Source organism: Methylobacterium sp. OAE515 (assembly GCF_041806315.1).
Classification (GTDB): Bacteria; Pseudomonadota; Alphaproteobacteria; order Rhizobiales; family Beijerinckiaceae; genus Methylobacterium; species Methylobacterium tardum.
On the sequence record NZ_JBGMUV010000001.1, the window covers coordinates 1,428,651 to 1,453,949 of the forward strand.

The 25,299-nt window shown below is 70.3% G+C and carries 24 protein-coding genes; 12 read left to right on the top strand and 12 right to left on the bottom strand.

Annotation, left to right across the window (positions count from 1 at the left end):
* Positions 1–166: 166 nt before the first annotated feature.
* On the bottom strand, positions 167–1,645 hold the full coding sequence (locus ABIE45_RS07045; protein WP_192706050.1) for a PAS domain-containing methyl-accepting chemotaxis protein: 1,479 nt from the start codon (positions 1,643–1,645) through the stop codon (positions 167–169).
* Positions 1,646–1,980: 335 nt separating this feature from the next.
* Complete coding sequence (locus ABIE45_RS07050) at positions 1,981–3,153, bottom strand: zinc-dependent alcohol dehydrogenase (RefSeq protein ID WP_192706051.1); 1,173 nt, start codon at positions 3,151–3,153, stop codon at positions 1,981–1,983.
* Positions 3,154–3,426: 273 nt separating this feature from the next.
* On the opposite strand from ABIE45_RS07050, the gene ABIE45_RS07055 reads away from it, so the two are divergent.
* The gene (locus tag ABIE45_RS07055) at positions 3,427–4,539 is read left to right on the top strand and encodes an alkene reductase (protein WP_192706052.1); all 1,113 of its coding nucleotides are present in this window, start codon (positions 3,427–3,429) and stop codon (positions 4,537–4,539) included.
* Positions 4,540–4,799: 260 nt separating this feature from the next.
* On the opposite strand, the gene ABIE45_RS07060 is transcribed toward ABIE45_RS07055, so the two are convergent.
* From ABIE45_RS07060 to ABIE45_RS07090, 7 genes are all read right to left on the bottom strand, one after another.
* On the bottom strand, positions 4,800–6,056 hold the full coding sequence (locus tag ABIE45_RS07060; RefSeq protein ID WP_192706053.1) for a cytochrome P450: 1,257 nt from the start codon (positions 6,054–6,056) through the stop codon (positions 4,800–4,802).
* Positions 6,049–7,374: an FAD-dependent oxidoreductase gene (locus ABIE45_RS07065; RefSeq protein WP_192706054.1), complete on the bottom strand. Its 1,326-nt coding sequence runs from the start codon at positions 7,372–7,374 to the stop codon at positions 6,049–6,051. The genes ABIE45_RS07060 and ABIE45_RS07065 overlap by 8 nt, the downstream gene beginning before the upstream one ends.
* The gene (locus ABIE45_RS07070) at positions 7,371–7,604 is read right to left on the bottom strand and encodes a ferredoxin (protein WP_373622221.1); all 234 of its coding nucleotides are present in this window, start codon (positions 7,602–7,604) and stop codon (positions 7,371–7,373) included. Before ABIE45_RS07070 ends, ABIE45_RS07065 begins: the two co-directional genes overlap by 4 nt.
* Before the next feature lie 2 nt (positions 7,605–7,606).
* On the bottom strand, positions 7,607–8,926 hold the full coding sequence (locus tag ABIE45_RS07075) for a nucleotide disphospho-sugar-binding domain-containing protein (protein ID WP_192706055.1): 1,320 nt from the start codon (positions 8,924–8,926) through the stop codon (positions 7,607–7,609).
* A 259-nt stretch (positions 8,927–9,185) separates the two neighbouring features.
* Positions 9,186–9,818: a hypothetical protein gene (locus ABIE45_RS07080; protein ID WP_192706056.1), complete on the bottom strand. Its 633-nt coding sequence runs from the start codon at positions 9,816–9,818 to the stop codon at positions 9,186–9,188.
* Complete coding sequence (locus ABIE45_RS07085) at positions 9,808–10,623, bottom strand: YgcG family protein (protein WP_373622222.1); 816 nt, start codon at positions 10,621–10,623, stop codon at positions 9,808–9,810. The genes ABIE45_RS07080 and ABIE45_RS07085 overlap by 11 nt, the downstream gene beginning before the upstream one ends.
* 1 nt (position 10,624) lies before the next feature.
* Entirely contained in the window at positions 10,625–11,260 is a 636-nt protein-coding gene (locus ABIE45_RS07090; RefSeq protein ID WP_192706058.1) for a LemA family protein, read from the bottom strand.
* A gap of 191 nt (positions 11,261–11,451) precedes the next feature.
* Here ABIE45_RS07090 and ABIE45_RS07095 point away from each other — a divergent pair, with 191 nt between their 5' ends.
* From ABIE45_RS07095 to ABIE45_RS07115, 5 genes are all read left to right on the top strand, one after another.
* Complete coding sequence (locus ABIE45_RS07095; protein WP_192706059.1) at positions 11,452–11,826, top strand: hypothetical protein; 375 nt, start codon at positions 11,452–11,454, stop codon at positions 11,824–11,826.
* Positions 11,827–11,855: 29 nt separating this feature from the next.
* Complete coding sequence (locus ABIE45_RS07100; protein WP_192706060.1) at positions 11,856–12,797, top strand: LysR substrate-binding domain-containing protein; 942 nt, start codon at positions 11,856–11,858, stop codon at positions 12,795–12,797.
* Between the two features lie 318 nt (positions 12,798–13,115).
* Entirely contained in the window at positions 13,116–14,309 is a 1,194-nt protein-coding gene (locus tag ABIE45_RS07105) for a CaiB/BaiF CoA-transferase family protein (protein ID WP_192706061.1), read from the top strand.
* Complete coding sequence (locus ABIE45_RS07110; protein ID WP_192706062.1) at positions 14,306–15,241, top strand: hydroxymethylglutaryl-CoA lyase; 936 nt, start codon at positions 14,306–14,308, stop codon at positions 15,239–15,241. The genes ABIE45_RS07105 and ABIE45_RS07110 overlap by 4 nt, the downstream gene beginning before the upstream one ends.
* A 282-nt stretch (positions 15,242–15,523) precedes the next feature.
* Positions 15,524–16,852: an MFS transporter gene (locus ABIE45_RS07115; RefSeq protein ID WP_192706063.1), complete on the top strand. Its 1,329-nt coding sequence runs from the start codon at positions 15,524–15,526 to the stop codon at positions 16,850–16,852.
* A 33-nt stretch (positions 16,853–16,885) separates the two neighbouring features.
* Here ABIE45_RS07115 and ABIE45_RS07120 read toward each other — a convergent pair whose 3' ends face one another.
* Positions 16,886–17,842 (bottom strand): helix-turn-helix domain-containing protein, encoded by a 957-nt coding sequence (locus ABIE45_RS07120; protein WP_192706064.1) that lies wholly within the window; start codon positions 17,840–17,842, stop codon positions 16,886–16,888.
* A 99-nt stretch (positions 17,843–17,941) separates the two neighbouring features.
* Positions 17,942–18,970 carry a helix-turn-helix domain-containing protein gene (locus ABIE45_RS07125; RefSeq protein ID WP_373622223.1) on the bottom strand — a complete coding sequence of 343 codons (1,029 nt, stop codon included), beginning with the start codon at positions 18,968–18,970 and terminating at the stop codon, positions 17,942–17,944.
* Positions 18,971–19,154: 184 nt separating this feature from the next.
* Here ABIE45_RS07125 and ABIE45_RS07130 point away from each other — a divergent pair, with 184 nt between their 5' ends.
* Positions 19,155–19,562 carry a MucR family transcriptional regulator gene (locus ABIE45_RS07130; RefSeq protein ID WP_192706065.1) on the top strand — a complete coding sequence of 136 codons (408 nt, stop codon included), beginning with the start codon at positions 19,155–19,157 and terminating at the stop codon, positions 19,560–19,562.
* 3 nt (positions 19,563–19,565) lie between these two features.
* Positions 19,566–19,817 (top strand): hypothetical protein, encoded by a 252-nt coding sequence (locus tag ABIE45_RS07135; RefSeq protein WP_192706066.1) that lies wholly within the window; start codon positions 19,566–19,568, stop codon positions 19,815–19,817.
* Between the two features lie 86 nt (positions 19,818–19,903).
* On the opposite strand, the gene ABIE45_RS07140 is transcribed toward ABIE45_RS07135, so the two are convergent.
* Positions 19,904–21,532, bottom strand: a complete 1,629-nt coding sequence (locus ABIE45_RS07140) for an inorganic phosphate transporter (RefSeq protein WP_192706067.1) — start codon at positions 21,530–21,532, stop codon at positions 19,904–19,906.
* 308 nt (positions 21,533–21,840) lie between these two features.
* Here ABIE45_RS07140 and ABIE45_RS07145 point away from each other — a divergent pair, with 308 nt between their 5' ends.
* From ABIE45_RS07145 to phnC, 4 genes are all read left to right on the top strand, one after another.
* Complete coding sequence (locus tag ABIE45_RS07145; protein WP_192706068.1) at positions 21,841–22,989, top strand: ceramide glucosyltransferase; 1,149 nt, start codon at positions 21,841–21,843, stop codon at positions 22,987–22,989.
* A gap of 28 nt (positions 22,990–23,017) precedes the next feature.
* A complete protein-coding gene (locus tag ABIE45_RS07150; RefSeq protein WP_192706069.1) occupies positions 23,018–23,704 on the top strand; it encodes a DUF1045 domain-containing protein in 687 nt (228 codons plus the stop codon).
* Complete coding sequence (locus ABIE45_RS07155; protein WP_192706070.1) at positions 23,697–24,335, top strand: chloramphenicol acetyltransferase; 639 nt, start codon at positions 23,697–23,699, stop codon at positions 24,333–24,335. The genes ABIE45_RS07150 and ABIE45_RS07155 overlap by 8 nt, the downstream gene beginning before the upstream one ends.
* Before the next feature lie 93 nt (positions 24,336–24,428).
* The gene (gene phnC / locus ABIE45_RS07160) at positions 24,429–25,277 is read left to right on the top strand and encodes a phosphonate ABC transporter ATP-binding protein (RefSeq protein ID WP_192706071.1); all 849 of its coding nucleotides are present in this window, start codon (positions 24,429–24,431) and stop codon (positions 25,275–25,277) included.
* The last annotated feature ends 22 nt before the right edge of the window (positions 25,278–25,299 follow it).

The following is a 25,299-nucleotide window of genomic DNA, read 5'->3' on the forward strand; positions in this document are numbered from 1 at the left end:
CCACCAGCGGGCCGGTTCGATGCAGAGCCGGCTCAGCATCATCGGTTCTGCGGCGCGCGTGATCCTGTCGCGCCGGGCGCTGCACCGGTTCGCAAGACGAGCGTCATCGGCCGAGGCGGCCGCGACGTGCTCCCTCGATCCCGTCGTAACCCGATCGGGACGGGGGCTAGGCGAGACTCTGAGCCGCGGCGCGCAGCGTCTGCGTGGCCTCGTCGGCCTGGCCGGCGGACTCGGCGATGAGACCGAGGCCCGAGGTGATCGCCCCGACCCCCTGTGCTGCGGTCTGCATGGTCGTCGACATCGCGCGGGTCACCGCGGATTGCTCCTCGACGGCCGTGGCGATGGTGGCCGCCACCATGTTAAGACCCACGATCGTGGCCTGGATCGAGCCAACCGCCGCCACCGCCTTTCCGGTCGCGGTTTGGGTTCCGGTGATCTGGACAGCAATCTGCTCGGTCGCCTTCGCGGTCTGATCGACGAGCGCCTTCACCTCGGAGGCGACCACCGCGAAGCCCCGGCCCGCCGCGCCGGCGCGGGCCGCCTCGATGGTCGCGTTGAGCGCCAGCAGATTCGTCTGGGAGGCGATAATCTGGATCAGCGCCACAACCGCGCCGATCTGCTCGGCCGAGTCATTCAGACCCGAGATGATCGCCTGCGTCGCCTGGGCCTGCTCTACGGCCCGTCCGGACATCTCGGACGCCTGCACGACCTGAGCGCTGATCTCCGCCACCGAAGTGGCGATCTGCTCCGCCCCCGACGCGATCGACTGGATGTCGCCGGAGACGTGGGCCGACGATTGCGCGCTCTCTCCCGCCTGGCGCGAGACCTTCGAGGACGCCTCCGCGATGGCATTCAGGTCCCGGGCCAGCGCCGTCTGCAACTCCGTCCGGCGTTGGCGATCCAGCACCTGCGCGGTGACGTCGGTGGCGAACTTTACGATCTTCAGGGGGCGTCCGTCCCGATCGAAGATCGGGTTGTAGCTACCCTGGATGAAGACTTCGCGGCCGCTCTTGGCGCGGCGCTTGAACTCGGCGGCCTCGTACTCACCGCGGCCCAGACGGTCCCAGAACGCCCGGTACGCGGCGCTGTCGCGGACCTCCGGCTCGATGAACAGGCTGTGATGACGCCCCGTGACCTCCTCCAGACGGTATCCCATGGCGGCGAGGAAGTTGTCGTTGGCGGTCAGGATCGTCCCGTCGAGCGCGAACTCGATCACCGCCTGGGAGCGGTTGATCGCCCGGATCTGACCCTCGTAGGCGATTGCGCGCGTCACCTGCTCGGTGACATCGCTGGCGAACTTGACGATCTTGAGCGGTCTGCCGCGTCGGTCCAGGATGGGATTGTAGGTCGCCTGAAGCCAGACCGCGCGGCCGTCCTTGCCGATCCGCTTGAATTCGCCGGCTTGGTAATCCCCACGCCGGAGCGCCGCCCAGAAGTCGCGATACGCGTCGCTCTCCCGGTATGCCGGATCGACGAGTTCCGCATGCGGTCGGCCCTGGATCTCGTCCAGCGCGTAGCCCAGCGTGTCGAGGAAGTTCTTGTTGGCGGCCAGGATCGTCCCGTCGGTCGCGAATTCGATGACGGCTTGAGATCTGTCCAGGGCCTTGATCCTGGCGTGCAGATCCTTGTCGCGCACGAAACCCACTGGTCGTCCCCTCCTTGCTTCATCCCGGCCGGATGAAGATTTTATGCTTGACCCGCTGCCGCGTCGGATCTCGGGCTGCCAATGTGGGCGCAAGCTTCTTCGCTGTCGATGTTCCCGTCAAGCAGTACGTGTGCATGAGCAATGATGATTAACATGCATGGTTGCGGATCGGACGAATGATACTGTTGTTGGCTCGGATAAGATTGCTTTTGTTTCTATTATTATTCAAACCTGTTCTCAGAGACAGGTATCATAAGCAAACTGGCTTCTAGAAGATCATTAAAACCGGGGCGGCGCGCCGCGGACGGCTCCGATCGCGGCGCGCCTCGTGCGGCTTACAGGTGGAACACCACCTTCACGCAGCCGTCCTTCTTGTCGCGGAAGGTCTTGTAGAGGTCCGGCCCGTCCGCGAGATCCTGCGAGCGGTGCGTGATCAGGCCGGTCATGTCGAACTTGCCCTCTTGGATCAGCTTGGTCAGCGTCTCGAGGTAGCGCTTCACGTGGGTCTGGCCGCTCTTGAGGGTCAGGCCCTTCTGGACGATCGAGCCCATGTTGACCGGGATCGGGCCGCCATAGACGCCCGGCACCGAGACGATGCCGCAGGGCCGGACTGCCTTGATCGCCTCCGCCAGCGCGTAGGGGCGCTCCGTGGCGGTGAGCTTCTCCTGCACCGTGGAGAGCACGCCGGTGATGCCGCCGTGGCCGCCGCTCGCCTCCATGCCGACGCAGTCGATCACGCCGTCGGCGCCCTGGCCCTTGGTGATCTCCTTGATCCGCTCGAACACGTCCTCGTTCATGAAGTCGATCACGTCGGTGGCGCCGACCTTCTTGGCCAGGGCGATCCGCTCGGGCACCGTCTCGATAACGATGATCCGCTCGGCGCCCATGATCTTGGCCGACTGGATGGCGAACAGGCCCACCGGCCCTGCACCCCAGATCGCGATGGTCTCGCCGCCCTGGATCTCGCAATGCTCGGCGCCCTGCCAGCCGGTGGGCAGGATGTCGGTGAGGAACAGGACCGACTCGTCGTCCATGCCGTCCGGGACCTTCATGGGCGCGACGTCGGCCATCGGCACGCGCACATACTCAGCCTGACCGCCCGCATAGCCGCCGGTGAGGTGCGAGTAGCCGAACAGGCCGGCCGTGGTGTAGCCAAACTGGGCGGCGGCCATCGCGGCGTTGCGGTTCGAGCGCTCGCACACTGAGAAGTTGCCGAGCTTGCACTGACGGCATTCGCCGCAATTGATGTTGAAGGGCACGATGATCCGGTCGCCCTTCTTGTACTTGGTGAAGCCCTGGCCGACTTCGACGACTTCACCCATGAATTCGTGGCCGAGGACGTCGCCGCTCTCCATGGTCGGCATCAGCCCGTCCATGAGGTGCAGGTCCGAGCCGCAGATCGCGCAGCTCGTCACCTTGATGATGACGTCACGGGAATCCTCGATCACCGGATCCGGGACCGTATCGCAGCGGATGTCGTTGCGGCCGTGCCAGCACAGTGCCTTCATCGCAAGGGTCTCCAGAGGTCGATGGGGGTGTGACCAAGTCGGCCACGTCGGAGGTAAAGCCTGCGGCCGTACGGCCAAGTTCCGGCACCGCGACATCGCAACCACGGATGCGGGGCGCAGGAACGCTGACGCTTCGTCCATCTCCGGAACCGGACGCCCGCTTCAACCTGTTGTCAGGCCGGCGGCAGGGTTCGTGGACCTCTCGCCGACCCGTGGTGCCGTCCGATCGTGGCGCCGCGCCGGCCCGCCTCTCACCAGTCCCAGCGAGACATCATGCCGAGTAGCCCGATCCTCCAGCCCGTCACTATCGGCGACTTGGAGCTCAAGAACCGCGTCGTGATGGCGCCGCTGACCCGCAGCCGCTCCAACAACGAGGGTGTGCCGCCGGACTTCGCGGCCGATTACTACGGGCAGCGGGCCAGTGCCGGCCTGATCATCGCCGAGGCGACCAACATCTCGCCGCAGGGCGTGGGCTACGCCTACACGCCGGGCATCTGGTCCGACGCGCAGGTGGAGAGCTGGTCGCGCATCGTCCGGACGGTCCATGCCAACGACGGCCTGATCTTCCTCCAGCTCTGGCACACCGGCCGGATCTCGCATCCCGAGCTTCAGCCGGGCGGGGTGCTTCCGGTCTCGGCCTCGGCGATCAAGCCGGAGGGCACGGCTTTCACGCAGGACGGCATGAAGCCTCACGTGACGCCGCGAGCGCTGGAGACCGACGAGATCGCCGGGATCGTCGCGGATTACCGGCGGGCGGCCGAGAACGCCAAGCGTGCCGGGTTCGACGGCGTCGAGATCCACTCGGCCAACAATTACCTGCTGGAGCAGTTCGTGCGCGATTCGACGAACCGGCGCGCCGATCGGTACGGCGGCTCGGTCGAGAACCGCCTGCGCTTTCCCCTGGAGGTGGTCCAGGCCGTCACCGAGGTGTGGGGCGGCGGCCGGCGCGTCGGCATCCGGATCTCGCCCGCCACGACGCAGCCCGGCGAGACACCGCTCGATTCCGATCCGCACGCCACCTACGGCGCCTATCTCGACGCGCTCAGCGGGTTCGATCTGCTCTACGTCCACGCGATCGAGGGCGTGACTCAGCAATCCCGGGACGTGCCAGACGGGATCGATTTCCTCGAACTGCGCCGCCGGTTCAAGGGCGCCTATATCGGCAACAACGATCTGACCCTGGACCTCGCCGAGAAAGAATTGGCCGAGGGCCGCGCCGACCTGTTCAGCTTCGGTCGCCCCTATCTCGCCAATCCCGATCTCGTCGGCCGTTTCACCAGCGGCGCACCGCTGGCCGAGGCGCCGAAAGCCTATTGGTATGGGGGTGGTGCCAACGGCTATTCCGACTGGCCCGGCATGAACGGACCGGTGCCGGTGCGCCGGTGACGTTTCTGCGGTCGCCAGCATTGGTCGGGCCGGTGGTTTACAAATGTTTCACGTGAAACGTTCGTCTTCACCTGCTCTTTACGCATGAACCCCGTCATTCCGGGGCCACGCAGCGGAGCCCGGAATCCAGAAACGCAACGTGCCACGTTTCGGCACTGACGGCGTTTCTGGATTCCGGGCTCGCCTCCGGCGCCCCGGAATGACGTCTGATCGTTCCATGGAAGATTGACGCGGCGATAGGTTCCCGAACGCGTGTCGCCCTAGGACGCTTGCACGGGGGCGATCCCGCCGATGTCGATCGCCAGCTGCTCGGGGCCGCGGAGCGAGGCGCCCGTCCGATAGGGCGGCGGATCCCGGACCAGGCGCGGCGTGGCGAGGCGGCGGCTCAACGCGACGAGGGCGATCTCGGCCTCGAGCCGCGCCAGCGGCGCGCCCACGCAGAAATGCAGCCCGCCGCCGAAGCCGAAATGCTCGATGTCCGGACGGTCCGGATCGAACCGGTCGGGGGTTTCGAAGCGGGCCGGATCGCGATTGGCTGCCGCGAAGAGCAGGATCACCGGCGCCCCCTTCGGGATCGTCTCACCGGCCAGGGTGATCGCGCCGAGCGCTTTGCGGGTCCGGAAATGCACCGGCGGCTCGTAGCGCAGCACCTCCTCGATCACCCGCGGGGCGCGCTCGGGATCGGCGCGCAGGCGCTCCAGCTCCTGCGGATGCCGGAGCAGGGTCAGCATCGCGTTGGTGATCAGGTTCACCGTCGTCTCGTGGCCCGCGACCAAGAGCAGAATCGCCGTCGAGATCAGATCGAAATCGCTCATGCGTTTCGCGCCGCCCGGCCCGGGCGCGGCGAGCCCGCTCAGCATGTCGTCGGCCGGCCGTGTGCGCTTCTCGCGGATGAGGTTGCGCATGTAGTCCGAGATCGCGTCGAAGGCCGCCACCGTGCGCCGCCGGCTCTCGACGTCGCCGCGCGCATCCGGCTCCAACGCAGTGGCGAGCTGCGTCGCCCAGGATTGGAAGCGCGGCTCGTCGGTCACCGGCACGCCGAGCAACTCGCAGATCACCGAGACGGGCAGCGGATAGGATAGGTCCTCCACGAGGCAGAGCCGGTCGCGCCCGTGGCACTTGTCCAGGAGCGCATCGACCTCGCGGACCACGCGGGGGCGCAGGCCCTGGACCCGCGGGATGGTGAATTCGCGCATCACCGCGGCGCGAAGGGTGTCGTGGTCGGGCGGGTCGCGGAAGATCAGCGGGCGATGCGCCGTGGCGATCCTGCTGCGGATTGGGTTGATGATCCAGTCGCGGATCGGGTTCCCGGTGGACGGCCGCTTGAACGGCGGCAGATCCTCCGAGCTGAGGCGCGGATCGAAGATCAGCGTCCGGATTTCCGCGTGGGTGCTGACCACGTAGCTCCCGTCGCGCTGGCGCGAGACCGGGCGCTCGCGCAGCCGGGCGTAGAGCGGATAGGGATCGGCCCGGTTGGCCGGGTCCATCACGGCGGCGAACAGCGCGTCGTCAGGCATGCACGGTCTCGGAGCGGCTGGGCGCCGGGGCGGTCGCGCGCGGCGGCGGGAAACCCGGCGCGGCCGTCTCGATCCGGGGCTGGTCGGTGGCATCGACGATTGGCGGGAAGGCGCTGCCGGCCGTGATCGCCTGCGCGTAGGCCGGCAGCCAGCGCGCCTGGTCGAAGGAGAGGGCGGCGATGCTGCGCCCGTTCCGACCATAAACCGCCAGGAAACGCCGCGACGCCCGCGTGCCCTGGACCACGGCCAGTGCGTCGGCACCCGCGGTCAGGCCGGTCAGCTTGATGTTGATGCCGAACTGGCTCGACCAGAAGGCCGGCGTGTGCTGGTAGGGGTGCTGGTCGTCCGGTGGCGCCAGCATGTTGCGGGCGGCGTGGCCCGCCTGCTCGACGGCATTGCCCCAATGCTCCACCGAGACCAGGCGGTTGCCGTAGAGCGGGATCGGCCAGCGCGCCACGTCGCCGGCGGCGTAGATGTCGGGGCAGGGCGTTCCGTCGGCGTCGAGGACCCGGCAGGCCGCGTCGCAGGTGAGGCCGCCGGAATCCGCCCGCAGGCCGGCGCCCTGGAGCCAACCGGTCGCCCGGGTCGCGCCGAGGGCGGCGATGACGAGGTCGGCCTCGATGGTCCCGCCATCCGACAGGCGCGCGCGGGCGACCCGACCCGCCGCGTCGCCCTCGAAGGCGCGCACCATCGTGCCGGGGCGAAATTCCGCGCCGGCGTCGCGCAGGCATTCGGCGATGACCCCGCCGACGAAGGTCCCGAGGGCGGCGGCCAGGGGGGTGGAGTTGGGATCGACCAGGGTCACGGCCAGGCCGAGGTCGCGCAGGCACGAGGCCGTCTCGCAGCCGATCAGGCCGCCGCCGACGACGAGCACCCGGCGCGGGCGGGCCTGCACGGTCGCGCGCAGGGCGGCCGCGTCGTCGCGTCCGCGGAGGGTGAAGACGCCGCTCAGACGCCCACCGGTCTCGCTCGGCCAGGCGCGGGCCTCGGCCCCGGTGGCGATGAGGAGCTTGTCGTAGGCCAGCGCGGTTCCGTCGGCGAGCCGGAGCGTCCGGGCGGAGCGGTCGAGGGCGATGGCCGGGCTGCCGAGACGCCACCGGGCGTGCAGGGGTGCCAGCTCCGGCAGCCGGGTCGCATCCGCGTCCAGGTCGCCGACCAGCACGTGCTTCGACAAAGGCGGGCGGTCGTAAGGGCGATGCGGCTCCGCGCCGACCAGGGTCAGGGGACCGGCATAGCCCCGGCGGCGCAGCGCCTCGGCACCGCGCAGGCCGGCCAGCGAGGCACCGACCACGACGATGCCGGCCGGCTCAGGCGTCACGACGTCTCTCCATCATCCGCGCCGGCCTGAAGCTGGATGGCGCGGACCGGGCAGGCCTGAACCGCCCGCTCGATCGCGCTGCGTCGCGCGGCCGGCGGGGCAGGATCGTAGAACAGGATCTCGTGGCCGCGTAAGGTGAAGGCATCGGGCGCCGCGTAGCAGCACTGCGCGTAGCCCTGGCAGCGGTTGAGATCGACAACGACGCGCAGCGCCTTTGCATCTGTGGCCATCGTCACGCCGACCTCGCCATCGGGACCGCGTCGCGGCCGGCTCTCGCCCCGGACCGGCCGAGATCGTCCACCGCCATCAGGATGGCGGCCATCGCGTCCCGGGCCGCGAACGCCTCGCTGATGCGCCCGGCGCGCTGCCGGAACCCGGGATCATCGAGCACCCGCGACACCGCCTCGCCCAAGGCCTCGGATGTCGGTGCGTTGGTCCCGAGATTGACGCCGACGCCCGACCAGCCGATCCGCGCGTTCACCTCGGCCTTGTCCTCGGTCAGCCCGGCCGAGACGATCGGCACCCCGGCGGAGAGCGCCTGCGAGACGCTGCCGTAACCGCCATTCGTGACGAGCACGCTCACCCGGGGCAGCAGCTCGCGGAACGGCAGGAAGCAGGAGACGCGCGTGTTGGCCGGGATCGGACCGCGCAGCACGTCGACGGGACGGCCGCCCGTGGTGGCCAGGACGAGCAGGTCGTCCCGATGCGCCAGGGCCGCGAGGGTCGGCTCGACCAGTTCGCCGAAATCCGCGTTGGCGAGCGTTCCCTGCGTCACCAGCACGACCGGCGTGCCCGCCGCGTTCGCCCGCTCCAGTTCCGGCCACCAATCCGGCAGCGGTGCCGGGGGCGTGGGCGGCTGCAGCAGGCCGATGAAGCGCACGCCCGGCGGCAAGGTGCCGTAATCGTACTCGAAGCCCGGCACGGTGGGCTGGAGGAACAGGTCCGGCAGCAGCACGATGGAGTGCGTCAGCGAGGCCGGGATCGGCGGCAGCCCGAGCCGGGCCAGCTGGGCATCCGTGTAGGCGCGCACCGGGTTGACGAAGGCCGCATCCATTCCGGCCTTCAGGGCCGCGTAGCGGACCTGCTCGGCCTGGTCCCGGGCGGGCGGCAGGCCGAGACCGACGGGCGCGTGGTCGGGCCGGTCCAGGAACAGGAAGCTGACATTGACCGTCGCGATCGGCGGCCGCGGCGCCGTGTCGAGCAGAAGGGGCAGCACACCCAGGAACATGCTGCCGGCGACGATGACGTCCGGCGCCTCTTCGGCGATCAGCCGACGCAGGGTCGCGGCCTGGACCGGCATGGGATCGATGAACCGCCGCTCGAACTCGCGCCGGTAGCGCTCCGGTCCGGCGGGCAGGTCGGTCTCGCGGAACGTCGCCGAATCGTTGTCGGGATAGCCCGTGAAGCGCAGGCCGGCCGCCTCAACCTTCGGTTGGAAGGCCGGATCCGTCAGGACCAGAACCGCGTCCCCCCGCGCGGCGGCGGCACGGCCGACGGCGAGCAGCGGGTTCACGTGGCCGGTCAGCGGCGATGCGGCGATCAGGATCTTCATCACGGCCTCCTCGGGCAGGGCCGGTCGGCCGAACCCCGCGTCACCCGGCGCCGTCACGTAGGCGGCAGCCGCCGCAGCGGCGCGGGTCTCAACGGCAAAATCGCACGCGCCGCCGGTCGGTTACGGTCCGCCAGAAACCTTCGTGCGGCGTCGCACAAGCTGTGCCGCAAGACATATCCCAAATCAGAATCTGCATCACCGGCCTATCATCGATAGCCTTTGGTTCCACCCCGGCATTGAACCGGACGGCGGACGCGGTTCAATCGACGACGATCACGCGGTTGGGCAGCTCGTCCGGATCACCGATCCCCGCCGGAAGATTCTCCGCGAGGCACCGGCCGACCTGCTCCACCGCCACGGTCAGCCCGGCCTCGATCGCGCCGCGCCCCAGGGCGGTGACGAGGTCGGCCAGGATCCCGTCCCAGGCGGCGGGCGCGATGTGCCGGAGCACGCCGAGATCCGTGACGATCTCCGCATGGCGCTCGGCGAGCGAGAGGTAGAGCAGGATGCCGGTGCGCCCGCGCGTGAGGCTCAGGCCGCGGGACCAGAAGGCCCGCTGGGCCGCCTCGCGGGCCCGGGCGCTGCGCAGCCGCCGCGGCACCAGGGCGAGGCGCAGCCGCTCATTCTCGCTCGCCACCAGGATCGCGGCCACGAGGGCGGCCTGGGTCAGGACGATCGACGCCGCGCTCCAACTCGTCAGCGCGATCAGCGGCCAGGGCAGGACCAGCGCGGCGATCAGGGCCGCGAGCAGAGTGATCGACCGGTAGGCGCCCGCGCGGCGGCTCACCATCACGACGATCTCGCCGGACGTGCCGGCCTCGGCCCGCGACACCGCCCGCGCGAGCCGTTCCCGCGCCTCCGGCGTCAGCACGTCCGCGCCCTTACCAGTCACCGGAGGCTCCTCCACCGCCCGACGAGCCGCCTCCGCCGGAGAATCCGCCGCCGAAGCCCCCGGACGAGCCGCCATCCGAGAAGCCGCCGCCCCATCCGCCCGAGCCCGGGCCCGGCAGGATGATGATGCCGCCGCGTCCGCCCCGGCTTCCAACCCGGCCGCCGCCGCGGCTCATGCGCCAGGCGACGAACAGCACGATCAGGAACAGGATGATGAAGACCGCGACCTGGCCGCTATCCACCTCGTCGGCGCGCACCTGCGGCTTGCGCTGCCACTCCTGCGCATCACCGGCCAGGATCGACAGGATCCCGTCGACGCCCGCGTCGAGGCCCCCGTAAAAGTCGCCGGTCTTGAAGCGGGGCGTGATCGCGCTGGCGATGATCACCCGGGAGAGCGCGTCGGTGAGGGCGCCCTCCAGCCCGTAGCCGACCTCGATCCGAACCTTGCGCTCGCTCGGCGCGACGAGCAGCAGGACGCCGTTGTTGGTCTTGGCCTGCCCGAGCTTCCAGGCCCGGAACAGGCGGTTGGCGTAATCCTCGATGGTCGTGCCCTGGAGATTGGGCACGGTGGCGACGACCACCTGGTCCGAGGTCTTGTCCTCGTGCGCCTTCAGCTTGCCTTCGAGCTGGCCGCGTTGCTCCGGCGTGAGGATGCCGGCCACGTCGACCACGCGGCCGGTCAGCGTCGGGAAGGTCAGCTCGGCGGCGAACGCCCCGACCGCGTAGATCGTCAGGCAGGCGCAGAGGACGGCGAGCGCCAGGGCGAGCCGCACCCGGTTGGGGATGCTCCGGCCCATGGGCGGCATCCTAGAACTTCACGTTCGGCGGCCGGTCGGCGTTGGGCGTCGCCGTGAAGGTCTCCATCGGCTTGGCGTCGGGATACAGGAACGCCGCGATCCAGCGGCCCGGGATGGTGCGCACCTCGGTGTTGTAGGCCTGGACGGCGGTGATGTAGTCGCGCCGCGCCACCGCGATGCGGTTCTCGGTGCCCTCCAGCTGCGATTGCAGGGCGAGGAAGTTCTGGTTCGACTTGAGGTCGGGATACTTCTCCACCGTCACCAGCAGCCGGCCGAGCGCGCCCGACAGCTGGTTCTGGGCATCCTGGTATTCCTTGAACTTCTGCGGGTCGCTGACCGTGGACGCGTCGACCTTCACGCTCGACGCCTTGGCGCGCGCCTCGGTGACGCCGATCAGCACGTCCTTCTCCTGCTGGGCGTAGCCCTTCACGGTCTCGACGAGGTTGGGGATCAGGTCGGCGCGGCGCTGGTACTGGTTCTGCACCTCGCTCCAGGCGGACTTGGCCTGCTCCTGCAGGGTTGGCACCTGGTTGATCGCCCCGCAGCCCGACAGGCCCGCGGCCACCAGGATCACCGAGAGCACGCCGAGGAGGCGCGCCGCCGCGGATGTCGGGCGCCATCCGCCGGCGCTCAGCGTCGTTCCCATATCGTCCCCCGTTCGCCGGGCCGGTCCGGCCCGTTGATCACAGAACCGAGAGATAAGGGCGCGAACCGCCAAGGTAACCCCCTGGCCGGCGCCGCCTTGAAGGATTGTTGCTGCGCCCGGTAAGGCGTCACGGGCAACGGACCGCGCCGCGGGGCGTTCGGGAGATCGAGTCGGAGCCGCGGAGACCGGGAATGGATGCAGCACTCGCCGACCATGTCAGAGCCGCCAGCGCGGCCGCGCGGCGCCACGCCCTGGCCTTCAAGGCGCCGTCCGGCAAGGACGCGCTGCCCTGGTCCGTCATCGAGGCGTTCGACGCCAAGATCCGCGGCCACGTCGCCCGCGACCCGCGGATCGAGGACGAGCGCGACCGCGTCCTGATCGCCGCCGTGAAGCTCGCCGAGACGCCGGTCGAGGAGGGCGAGGACAGCATCGCCGAGGCCCGTGCCCATCTGGTCGACGCGATCGCCTATCTGGAGCAGGCGGTGCTGCGCTTCGGACTCGTCAACCGGGAGGGGGCCAAGCTCGGCTACGGCACCTACGGCCAGCCGGTCGGGTCCCGGGACTAGCGCCGGCCGCCGACCGGGATCGCCGCCGGATGTCCGCAGACCTGCCCGCGGCCGCGACCCTGAGCCGGCTCGACCTGAAGACGCTGCGCCTGTTCGCGGCGATCTGCCAGGAGGGGACGCTGAACGGCGCGGCCCGGCGGGTGGCGATCGCCCCTTCGGCGGTGAGCAAGCGCCTCGCCGATCTGGAGCACGCGCTGGGCTGCACTCTGCTGACCCGCGAGCCGCGCGGCATGCGGCTCACGCCCGCCGGCGAGACCCTCCTGCATCACACCCGCCGCATGCTGGCGAGCGCCGAGCAGATCGCCCTGGAACTCGCCGAGCACGCCCGCGGGGTCCGCGGCTTCGTGCGCGTGCTCGCCAACCTCTCTGCGATCGTGGAATTCCTGCCCGAGGACCTGCAGGCCTTCTTGGCGGCGCAGCCCGGGATCCGGCTCGACCTGGAGGAGCGCCCGAGCGGCGGCGTCGTGGCCGGTGTCGAGGAGGGGCTCGCCGATCTGGGCCTCTGCGCCGACACCTCCGACACCCGCAGCCTCACCGCCTATCCGTACCGGAGCGACCGCCTCGTCCTGGTGATGCCGGCCGGCCATCCCCTGAGCGGGCGCGGCGGCGTCGCTCTCGCCGACACCCTCGACTACGACCATGTCGGGCTGCACGCGGAGAGCTCGATCTACGCCGCCCTGCGCGACGAGGCCCGGCGCCTCGGCCGTCCGCTGCGGCTGCGGATGCACGTGCCGAGCTTCGACGCGATCTGCCGGATGGCGCAGGTCGGCATGGGCCTCGGCACCGTGCCCGAGCATGTCTACGCCCTGCTCGGGCCGCCGATGCGGCTCGCGGCGGTGCCGCTCACGGATCCCTGGGCGCAGCGCACGCTCTCACTCGTGGTCCGCCCGGGTCCCCTGACGCCGGCGGCGACGCTCCTGCTGGAGCATTTGCGCGGCGCCGCGGCCGGCGCGAGGCGGGATCCGGCCTAGAACGCCCGCACCGTCGTTCCGGGGCGCCGCAGGCGAGCCCGGACCCGGAGGGGCACGCCCGAGGCGGGCAACCCGGAGCCGCTGTTGGTGCCATGTCTTGGCGCCTCGGCGGGTCTGGATCCCGGGCTCCGCTGCGCGGCCCTGGGATGACGGGTTGGTCATCTGGGACGTGGCTCGCTTTCGGAAATCCGAGGCTGCGTCGCCCTTGTGTCCTGAAATCTTGCGTTCTCCGCACGAGAACGCATGCTGGCGCATGACGTTTGGACTTCGCGGCGGCAACGGCAGTATGGCCGAGACAACAAACGATGGAGGAAAGCCGTGTCCGGTCCGCTCAGCGGTATCCGCGTTCTCGAGCTTGGTCAGCTGATCGCCGCGCCCTTCGCGACGCGGCTGATGGCCGAGTTCGGCGCCGAGGTCATCAAGGTCGAGCCGCCGGGCGAGGGCGACCCGCTCCGGAAATGGCGCAAGATGCACGAGGGCACCTCGCTCTGGTGGTACCTGCAGTCGCGCAACAAGAAGTCGATCGCCGTCAATCTGAAGTCTCCAGACGGCCTCGACATCGTCAAGCAGCTCGCCCAGAGCGCCGACGTAGTGGTCGAGAACTTCCGCCCCGGCGGCCTGGAAAAGCTGGGGCTCGGCTGGGACGTGCTCTCGGCGCTCAACCCCAACCTCGTGATGGTCCGGATCTCGGGCTACGGCCAGACCGGCCCCTACCGCGACCGCCCGGGTTTCGGCGCCATCGGCGAGTCGATGGGCGGCATCCGCTTCACCACCGGCAGCCCGGATTCGCCGCCCGCCCGCGTCGGCGTCAGCATCGGCGACACCCTGGCCTCGCTCCACGGCGTGATCGGCGCGCTGATGGCGCTGCTGCGGGTGAAGACCGGGCAGGGCGCCGGTCAGGTCATCGACGTCTCGCTCGTCGAGAGCGTGTTCAACGTCATGGAGAGCCTCGTCCCCGAATACGACCTGCTGGGCGAGGTCCGCACCCGCACCGGCGGCGCCCTGCCGGGCATCACGCCGTCGAACACCTACCCGACACGCGACGGCGGCTACGTGGTCATCGCCGGCAACAGCGACCCGATCTTCCGCCGCCTGATGACGGCGATCGGCCGGCCCGACCTCGCGGACGACCCGGCGCTGCGCAACAACGAGGGCCGCTCGCAGCAATCGGCGATGCTCGACGGCACCATCGCCGACTGGTCGAAGACCCAGACGGTCGAGGAGGCCCTCGCCGCCCTCGCCGCCGCCGACGTGCCGGCCGGCCGGATCTACTCGGTGGCCGACATCGTGGCCGATCCGCACTACCAGGCGCGCGACATGATCCTGCAGGCGGAACTCCCCGGCGGGACCGCGGTGAAGATGCCCGGCATCGTGCCGAAGCTGTCGGAGACCCCCGGTGAAGTCCGCTGGCAGGGGCCGGCACTCGGCGCCCACACGGATTCCGTGCTCGCCGAACTCGGACTCGACGATGCGCGCATCGCCGCCCTGCGCGCGAAGGGAGCCGTGGCATGAGCGCCTTGTCGAGCGACGCCTTGATCGTCCAGGAGGTCGCCACCCGCGACGGCTTCCAGATCGAGCCCGTCTTCGTGGAGACGGCGGAGAAAATCCGGCTGATCGACGCCCTGGCGGAGGCCGGCTTCAGCCGGATCGAAGTCTCGTCCTTCGTGTCGCCGAAGGCGGTGCCGGCGCTCGCCGACGCGGCCGCGGTCTTCGCCGGGATCCGGCGGCGGCCCGGCACGGTCTACGTCGCCCTGGTGCCGAACCCGAAGGGCGCCGAGCGGGCGCTGGCCGCCAAGGTCGACGAGATCAACCTCGTGGCCTCGGTGAGCGAGACCCACAACCGCGCCAACATGGGCATGAGCCCGGCCGACTCGATCGCCGGATTCGCCCGGATCATGGATTCGGTCCGCGGCGCGCCGGTGAGCACCAACGCCACGGTGGCCACCGCCTTCGGCTGCCCGTTCGAGGGCGACCAGCCGGCCGACAAGGTCCTGGCCCAGGTCGAGCGCTACCTGTCACTCGGCATCGACGGCGTGACGCTCGCCGACACCACCGGCATGGCCAATCCCCGGCAGGTCGCGCGCCTCGTCGCGCGGGTCCTGCCGCTGGTCGGACCGGAGCGCCTGACGCTCCACTTCCACAACACCCGCGGCCTCGGCCTCGCCAACGTGCTGGCGGCCTACGATGCGGGCGCACGGCGGTTCGACGCGGCGCTCGGCGGCCTCGGCGGCTGCCCGTTCGCGCCGGGCGCGACCGGCAACATCTGCACCGAGGACCTCGTCAGCATGGCCCACGAGATGGGCGTGCCGACGGGCCTCGACCTCGCGGCGCTGATCGGCCTGTCGCGGGACCTGCCCCGCCTCGTCGGCCACGACGTGCCCGGGCAGGTCGCCAAGGCTGGACGGCCCTGCGACCTCCACCCGGCGCCCGCCAGGGCGGCTTGAGACTCTGTCAGCTCCTGCATCCTTGAGCCCGCGCGACATGATGGAGATCCCACGCGCGCCCTCATCCTGAGGTGCCGGAGCGTAGCGGAGGCCTCGAAGGAGGCCTCCAGGGATCGCAGAGCCGTCTGGAGGGCTCCTTCGAGGCAGCTTCGCCGCACCTCAGGATGAGGGCGCGGGCTGGAGAGGCCCAATCGAACAGGCTCTGAGTTCACGCGGACAAGCCGCCCGCCCGAAGGCGGCACCGCGCACCACACGCCCCAAAAACACACAACGGAGGAAACCATGACCGCAGCCCTGTCCGGGTCGCCGGCCGCCGCCGAGGCCGGCGCGGTGACCGAGAACGGCGTCGTCCGCAAGGTCGCGTGGCGGCTCATGCCGCTGATCATGATCTGCTACATGTTCGCGTTCTTCGACCGCATCAACATCAGCTTCGCCAAGTTCCAGCTCCAGAGCGACCTCGGCTTCAGCAACGTCGCCTACGGGCTCGGCGCGAGCATGTTCGTCGTCGGCTACGTGATCTTCGAGGTGCCCTCGAACCTGTTCCTCTACCGGGTCGGGGCGCGGCGCTGGATCGCCCGGATCATGATCTCCTGGGGCATCGCCACCGCGCTGATGATCTTCATCCGCAGCGAATGGCACTTCTACGCCCTGCGCTTCCTGATCGGCGCCATGGAGGCGGGCTTCGCGCCGGGCATCCTCTACTACCTGACCATCTGGTTCCCGGCCTCGCATCGCGGCCGGATCACGTCGTTCATGTTCGTCGCCTCGGCCTTCTCGGGCATCTTCGGCGCGCCGGTAGCGGGCCTGATCCTGGGCGGGCTCAACGGCGTCGGCGGCCTCGCCGGCTGGCAGTGGCTGTTCCTGGCCGGCGGCCTGCCCTGCCTCGTGCTCGGCCTGCTCGTGCTGACGCGCCTCGACGACCGGATCTCCGACGCGCGCTGGCTCACCGAGCCCGAGAAGGCGCTCCTGTCCGGCCGCATCGCCCACCACAACCGCGAGATCGGCGACCACTCGCTGCTCGGGGCGATCCGGCAGCCGGGCTTCCTGATGATCGGGCTGATCTACTTCCTCCTGCAGATCGGCTCCTACGGGCTGAATTTCTGGGGCCCGGACCTGATCAAGACCGCGAGCGGCGGGCAGGCGGCCTCGGTGGGCTTCCTCACGGCGATCCCCTACATCTGCGGGGCGATCAGCATGGTGGTGATCGGGCGCCTGTCCGACGCCTCGGGCGAGCGGCCGAAATTCGTCGCCGGGCTGGCCATCGCGGCGGCGCTCGGCTTCTTCGGCGCCGGCCTGTTCGACAAGCACATCGTGCCGCTGATGTGCGCCCTGGCCCTGCTCGGCGCCGGTATCGTCGCCTCGATCCCGACCTTCTGGACTCTGCCGGCCAAGCTCGTCACCGGCGTCGGCGCGGCGGGCGGGATCGCGCTGATCAACACGCTCGGCCAGTTCGGCGGCATCGTCAGCCCGGTGATGGTCGGCTGGGTCAAGGACCTCACCGGCTCGACGACCCCGGCCCTCTACGGCATCGGGGTGCTCTGCCTCGTCGCGGCCGGGCTCGCCCTCTTCGCCCTGCCGGCGAGCCTGCGCCGGAGCGACCGCTCGGCCTGACCCAGAACGCGTCGGGCGTCCCGGGCCGGTGGATCACGGGGCGCCCACGAGGGCTGCGTGCCGGTAGTCCCGCGGCGTCGTTCCGTGGCACTCCTTGAAGCGGCGGGCGAAGTGGGCCTGGCTGGCGAAGCCGCAGCCGTAGGCCAGCAGGCCGATCGACAGGTGGGCGCAGGCGGGGTCGGCCAGGCGCTGGGCCGCCGCCGCGAGCCGGCGCTCCCAGATGTAGTCGGCGATGTGCTGGCCGCGTTCGTGGAACAGCTCCTGAAGCCGGCGCAGCGACACGCCCATCGCGGCGGCGAGGTGGGGTGGGTCGAGCGCCGGATCGCCGAGATTCGACTCGACGAAGGCCTTGGCGCGCTGGACCGTGGCGTTGCCGTGGATGGAGCGTGGCACCTCCTGGGTCAGACGCTCGGCGAGGCCGGCCACGATCAGGTCGATCCCGATCGACGCCATCCGCGCCTTGCCGTCAGGGGGGAGCTGGTCGCCCACCCGGATCAGTTCCTGGACATAGGTGCTCGTCAGGGTCGTGGACGCGCGGTCGGCTCCGATCGTGAGGGCGGTGAACAGCCGGGACGGACCGAGCACGCGCTCCAGACGCTCGCGCGGCAGGTCGAGGATCAGGAAGGTGCCTGTCTCGATCGCGCTCACACCCGGGCGATGATCGAGCACGACGAACTCGCCGGCCAAGCCCATGGCCTCGCGTTCGTTCTGCTGGAGGGCATGGCGGCCGGATTGGGTGAAGACCGCGTAGAGGCGGTCGCCCCGGCCATTCCGCCGAACCGCCTCCGGCGTCACCTCGGTGCGCGTCGAGCTTTGGACGCTGCGCGTGATCAGGAGCGACCCGAACGCGGCGGCCTCGATCCGGCCGTGGAACCGTGCGGCGTCGAGGCTCCGGATCTCGTTCGGCACCATCTGGTCGCACATCACCTCCCGCCATCGGCGGAAGGCGTTCCTGGGATGGATCCCGTCTGTCGAGAAGAAGGTCTGCATCGCCCGTCGTCGCGTCGTGTGGGTGTGTCCGGATCCGTCCGCCGCCGCGGGCTCAGCTCGCGCCGCTCCGGCGCTGCCCGACCCGGCGCCGTGCACGCCTCAGGCGGGGCTCGGCTGGTGGGCTGCGTGCCGGTATTCGCGCGGGCTCAGGCTGTGCCGTTCCTTGAAGCGCCGGGCGAAGTGGGCCTGGCTGGCGAAACCGCAGCCGTAGGCCAGCAGGCCGATCGGCAGATGGGCACAGGCCAAATCGGTCAGCCGCTCGGCGGCGGCGGCCAGCCGGCGTTCCCAGATCCAGTCGGAGACGTGCCGGCCGCGCTCGTGGAACAGTTCCTGCAGCCGTCGCAGCGACACGCCAACCGCGGCCGCGAGCTGCGGCGGGTCGAGGGCGGGGTCGCCGAGATGCACCTCGACATAGGCCTTGGCGCGCTGGACCACGACCGAGCCCTGGACGGGCCGAGGGACCTCCTGGGCCATCCGCTCGGCGATGCTGGCCACGATCAGGCCCACGCCGATTCCGGTCATGCGCGCGACGGCCTCCGGACCGAGCTGGTCGCGGATGCGGATCAATTCGTGGAAGAAGGTCGTGGTGAGTATCGTGGAGGCGAGGTCCCCGCCGACCGTCAGGGCCGTGTAGAGCCGGGCCGGTCCCAGGAGCCTCTCCAGGCGCGCGCGCGGCAGCTCCAGGAACATGGATTGGCTGCCCGCGCCGGACGTCAGCACGGCCGGGCGGTGATCGAGCACGAACAGATCGCCCGTCCGTTGTGGGCAGGACCGGTCGTCCTGCGACGTGGTCGACACACCCGCGAGCTTGAAGACCACGACGAGCGTGTCGCCCTTGTCGAAGCGCCGGATGATCGCGGGCGTGATCTCGCTGCGCATCGGCCCTTGCGTGATGCGCGTCATCAGCAGCGGGCCGATCCCGGCGACGTCGAGCCGGCCCTCGAACGACCCGGGGTCGAGGCGCGTCTGCTTGAGGGGCACTCGGCGCTCGAGCAGGATCTCTTGCCAGCGCTGAAAATTGTTCCTCGGATGGAGCCCCACGGTCGAAAACAGTGGCTGCATCAATCGTTTACCTTGTCTGGCCCCCCGTTCGCGCGATCGGGCAAAAAACATCGCGCTCCCGGACAAGATGCTCCCGTTTCATATTGTATATTATCTGCATCCTCAAGAAATGGTGGTTTGAAAACTTGAGGTGATACGGAATTCAGACCCGGCGCGGCCTCACCCATCCGCCAGAACTCATGCGGTGCAGACGCTTACGATCTGACCTTCCAGAGAGCAGCCGATACGGCCCACAGTAGCGATGACGCAGATGAACAACCTGAACGAAACACACGCCTCCTTCATGCTGGAAAAGGTCGGCACCATCGTCGCCGCCTACGTGTCCCGCAATGCCGTCGGAATGGCCGACCTGCCCGGCCTCATCGACCAAGTCCATTCGGCGATCTCGGTCCTCCGGGGCGGCGGCTCGGGCGCAAACTCAGCCGGGCTGACGCCCGCGCAGGTCGAGGCCTCGATCCAGCGCGATGGCCTGATCAGCTTCATCGACGGCCGCTCGTACAAGACGATGAAGCGCCACCTGACGGCGAACGGCCTGACGCCCGAGCGCTACCGGGCCAAGTACGGCCTGCCGGCCGATTACCCGATGGTCGCCCCGGGCTACGCCGCCAGGCGGTCGGAGATTGCCCGGGCGATCCAGCTCGGACAGAAGGCCGGCTGAGCCATGGCGTCCGGCCTTTCGCAGGCTCCGGACCGGTCGCCGGAGCCGCGTCCGGACACGGCGCGGTCTCGGGACGCCCTGGAGCGCGTTGCCCGGACGCTCGGCGTCCCGGTCACGACCTTCTTCCCGGACGAGGACCGTCCGGACGCGGCGATCGCGCAGGCGGCCGACCTCGTCTCCGCCTTCGTGGCGATCGAGAACCCGGCCGCGCGCCGGACCTGCCTGGCCTTCGTGCGGGCGATGTCGAGTTCCTGAGGAGTCGGGGGGCACCTCAGGAGGCTGGGTCGGAGACTGTTCGTTCCGTTGCGCGGGGCGGCTGCGGTCACCGGCCCGGCCACGCGTCAGAACAGGTGGCGCAGGAGGAAGAACAAGAGCGCCGCGAGCGTGATCGCCGCCGGCAGGGTCAGGATCCAGGCCAACGCCATGTTGCGCACCGTGGACGTCTGGAGCCCGGAGCCGTTGGCGGCCATCGTGCCGGCCACGCCCGAGGACAGGATATGTGTGGTCGAGACCGGCAGGCCGTAGAGCTCGGCCAGCCCGATCGTGCCGGCGGCCACGATCTCGGCCGAGGCACCCTGGGCGTAGGTGAGATGGGTCTTGCCGATCTTCTCGCCCACCGTCACGACGATGCGCTTCCAGCCGACCATAGTGCCAAGCCCGAGGGCGAGGGCGACGCAGACCTTCACCCAGCCCGGGATGTAGCGGGTGCCGTCGTTGAGCAGGCTGGAATAGCGTTTCAGCGTCGCCTTGTCGGTCTCGGAGAGGTCGGCCCCGGTGCCCGGCAGCAGCCGCACCGCGTCGGCGGCGAGGTACATGTCGCTGCGCAGGTTCTGCGTCTGGGCGGCCGGCACGGTCCGGATCGCCCCGTAACTCTTCACGCTTGCGGCGATGTCGTTCGAGAGCGCCGCGAGCGCGGCATAGACCGGCGGCTGGTCGAGCGCCTTCGTCTTCAACGCCTCCGTCACCGTCCGGCGCGCCGCGGCGGCGTCCGGCGCCGGTGCGCCGGGGGCGCGGGCGGAGAAGACCTGGCTCGCCGCCGTCGAGCTCTGCACGAAGGTCGGGGTCGTGTCGTCCGCCATGGTGCGGTTCAGCGCGTAGGCGGTCGGGGCGGCGCCGATCAGGATCAGCATGATCAGGCCCATGCCCTTCTGCCCGTCATTGCCGCCGTGGAAGAAGGAGACCAGCGTGCAGGTCAGGATCAGCAGGCCGCGGATCCACAGGGGCGGGGGCGTATCGCCCTTCGGCGCCTCGTAGAGGTCCTTGCGGCGCACGGCGAACTTGAGCGCGAGCAGCAGCAGGGCCGCCAGCACGAAGCCGCAGACGGGCGAGAACAGCAGCGCCTTGAACACGTTGAGCGCCTGAGTCCAGTCGACCCCGGAGGTGCCGTCGCCGCCATTCATCAGCTGGTTGGCGAGGCCGACGCCGAGCACCGAGCCGATCAGCGCGTGGGACGAGGAGTTCGGCAGGCCGAAGGCCCAGGTCCCCAGATTCCAGATGATTGCGGCCAGCAGCAGCGCGAAGATCATCGCGTAGCCGGCATGGGAGCCGACATTCAGGATCAGCTCCACCGGCAGCAGGGTGACGATGGCGTAGGCCACAGCCCCGGAGGAGAGCATCACCCCGAGGAAGTTGAAGAAGCCCGACCAGATCACCGCCACGAGCGGCGGCAGCGAGTGCGTGTAGATCACCGTGGCGACCGCGTTGGCGGTGTCGTGGAAGCCGTTCACGAACTCGAAGCCGAGCGCGATCAGCAGCGCGAGCCCGAGCAGCGCGAAGGCGCCGTAGGCCAGCGGCGCCTCGCCGACCGCGTTCATGTCGGCGATCAGGCTCACGACGGCGTAGGAGAGCCCCGCCACCAGCACGAGCAGGAAGGCGACGAGGCCGCCCAGATGCATCCCGTGATCGAGGCGCGGGCCGCCCTCGGGCCTGCCTCGCGCGGCGCCCGACGGTATCACGGCGGAATCGGACATGCAGCCTCGCGCGAAATCATTTTTGGTGGTGAGCCGGGATTAAAATGCGCGCGTGACGGCCCGGTGACACAGCGCCCGTGACCGGTCGTCGAAGCCATATCCGATCGGCCAGGACCTTAGGATCAACGCGGGCGTCTCCGCCTAGCCTGTCTTCACCGCCGAAGATCCGATCGCCGATCGATGAACGACGCGCCCGGGCCGGGTGACCGGCCGCTCCGACGGTCGCCCCGCCGTCAGGCGGCTGTCACACGCCTGACGCGATCGGGCCGCTAGCGACCGGACCGCGCACGAGCGAACGAGAGATCCGCATGATTGACGCCACGGTGCCGGCCCTGTCGTTCGGCGCGCTCCTGGCCCTCATCCAGATCGGCAGCATCGCCATCGCGGGGCGACGCCTCGGGCAGGTGCACGGCCCGTCGCGGTTTCCGGCAGGCGCGCCCGTCTCGCTGATCCGCCCGCTTCACGGGCTGGAATCCTACAGCGAGGAGATGCTGATCCGGAGCTTCCGCCTCGATTATCCGGCCTACGAACTGATCTTCTGCGTGGCCGATCCGGGCGATCCGATCGTGCCGATGGTGGAGCGCCTGATCGCCGCCCACCCGCAGGTGCCCGCCCGCCTGATCCTCGGCGATGAGCGGATCAGCGAGAACCCGAAGCTGAACAACTGCCTGCGCGGCTGGCGCGCCGCCGCCCACGACTGGGTTGTCCTGGCCGATTCCAACGTGGCCATGCCGCCGGACTACCTGCAGCGCCTCCAGGCGGCGTGGCGCGCCGATACCGGCCTGGTCTGCTCCACCCCCGCCGGGGCGCGCCCGGGCAGCTTCATGGCCGAGGTGGAATGCGCCTTCCTCAACACCCTGCAGGCGCGCTGGCAATACGCCGCCGAGGCCTTTGGGCTGGGCTTCGCGCAGGGCAAGAGCATGCTCTGGCACAAGCCGTTCCTGGACCAGCGGGGCGGCCTTCAGGCGCTGGCCGCCGAAATCGCCGAGGACGCGGCCGCCACCAAGCTGGTGCGCGCGGCCGGCAAGCGCGTCCACCTCGTGGCGAGCCCGTTCGAGCAGCCGTTGGGCCCGCGCGGCTTCCGGGAGGTCTGGTCCCGGCAGCTCCGCTGGGCGCGCCTGCGCCGCGTGACCTTCCCGCTGTTCTTCGCGCCCGAGATCGGCAGCGGCGTCCTGCTGCCGGCGCTCCTCGTCGCCCTCTGGGCCGGCAGCCTCGCGGGCCTTGCCGGCGCTGCCGGCCTCGCCGCCCTGTGCTATGGCGCCGAGCACCGGCTCGCGCTCCGCGCGGGCTGGCACCGTTCGCCCCGCATGCTGGCGGCCTTCCTGGTGCGCGACGCCCTGATCCCGGCGATCTGGCTCGGCGCCTGGGTCCAGAGCGCCATCGTGTGGCGCGGCAACGCCATGGACGTGCGCCCGCGGCGGGCCGCCGAGGCGCGCAGCTACGCGCCGACGGCCTGACGGCGCCCGACAATCCGGAGGCCGAGACGTGTCGCGCCGCTACGCCCTGTACTGCCTGCCCGCCCCGAACTCACGCCTCGAAGCCTTCGGACGGGGCGTGCTCGGTTACGACAACGTCTCCGGGGCGCCGGTTCCCCATCCGGCGGGCCTGAACGAACTTGCGGCCATCACCACGGGGGCCCGGATTTACGGATTCCACGCCACCCTCAAGGCGCCCCTGCGCCTCGCGGCGGGTGCCACCGAGGCCGGGCTCATCGCCGCCGCCCGCGACCTCGCGGCCGCGCACCCGCCGGTGGCGGTCGGGCCTCTGGTGGTCGCCGCGCTCGGGGCGTTCCTCGCCCTGGTGCCGGAAGACCCGCCGCCGGCCCTGGGGCTGCTCGCCGCCGAGTGCGTTGCGGCGCTCGACCCGTTCCGCGCGCCGCTCACCGAGGCCGAGCGCGCGAATCGCCGCCCGGAGCGCCTCGACCCGCGCGGCCGGGCGCTGCTCGATCGCTGGGGCTACCCGTACGTGTTCGAGGCCTTCCGCTTCCACATGACCCTGACCGACGCCCTGCCGGAGGCCGAACGCGACGCCTGGCACCGGCGCCTGTCGGAGGCCTACGCCGCCTCCGGGCCCGAGCCCCTGGTGATCGACGCCCTCGGCCTCCTGACCCAGGACGGGGCCGGGCCGTTCCGGCTCCTGGCACGCCTGCCCTTCGGAGAACCCCGTGGCTGACCTTTCCCTCGGCCTCGAGCCGGCGGTCGACCCGAGCGCCCGGGTCGCGGATTGCCGCCTCGGCCGCTTCACCGAGATCGGCGCCCGCACCCGTCTCACCGAGACAAGCCTCGACGACTATTCCTACATCGGCCAGGACGGCGAGGTGATCTACACCACGATCGGCAAGTTCTGCTCGATCGCCGCCAGCGTCCGGATCAACCCCGGCAATCACCCTATGGAGCGCGCCTCCCAGGCGCATTTCACCTACCGGGCGCAATCCTACTGGCCCGAGGAGGCCGACGAGCCGGCTTTCTTCGACCGACGCAGGGCGAGCCCGGTGTCGATCGGCCACGATGTCTGGATCGGCCACGGCGTGGTGGTCCTGCCCGGCCGCACCATCGGCACCGGCGCGGTGGTCGGGGCCGGCGCGATCGTCACCCGGGACGTCGAACCCTACACGATCGTGGTCGGCAATCCCGCCCGTCCGGTCCGGCGCCGGTTCCCGGACGCCGTCGCCGCGCGCCTGGACAGCCTTGCCTGGTGGGACTGGGACCACGAGCGCCTGCGCCGCGCGCTCCCGGATTTCCGCAGGCTTCCGATCGAAGCGTTCCTCGACCGGTACGAAGCCGAGAGCGGCAATCGACAGTAGACGTTGTGCCGGCAAACAACATTGGATCGTATTCGTCATCCAATCGTCGTGGAACCGGCGTTTAGGTGCGGCCATTCCGCGGCGGATGGATGCATGCTGGTCATTGAGGATCTTACGCGCCAGTACGGCGGCCGGCGCGCCGTCGACGGTGTCTCGCTGCAGATCGAGCCCGGCAGCTTCGTCGGCGTGATCGGCCGGTCCGGTGCCGGCAAATCGACGCTGCTGCGGCTCATCAACCGGCTGACCGACCCGAGTTCCGGGCGCATCCTCCATGACGGGCGCGACGTCACGCGGCTGCGGGGACGCGCCCTGCGGGATTGGCGCACCCGCTGCGCCATGATCTTCCAGCAGTTCAACCTCGTCGGCCGCCTCGACGTGATGACCAACGTCCTGATGGGCCGGTTGAGCCACGTGCCGAGCTACCGGTCCCTGCTGCGCCAATGGTCTGAGGAGGACCGGGCGATGGCGCTCGCCGCCCTGGAGAGCTTCGACATGGGCGAGTTCGCCGGCCAGCGGGCGGACGGCCTGTCGGGCGGCCAGCAGCAGCGCGTCGCCATCGCCCGCGCCCTGGTGCAGGAGCCCGAGATCCTGCTCGCCGACGAGCCGGTCGCCTCCCTCGATCCGCGCAACACCCGCCTGGTGATGGACGCGCTGGCCGAGGTGAACCGCCGCTACGGCATCACCGTCCTGTGCAACCTGCACTCCCTCGACCTCGCCCGTGCCTATTGCGACCGCCTCGTCGGGCTCAGCGCCGGCCGGGTGGTGTTCGAGGGCGGGCCGTTCGACCTCACCGAGGATGTCGCCCGCCGGCTCTACGGCCTGGAGGCCGGCGAGGTGCTCGATGATTCGGCGCGGCGCGAGGCCGAGCAGCGGGCGGCGATGCCGGGCCGGCCCGGCCTCGTGCCGGCGCGGCCCGTGCGCGAGGCCGCTCTCGGCGCCTGAACCGGGCCGTCCGGCCCCAACA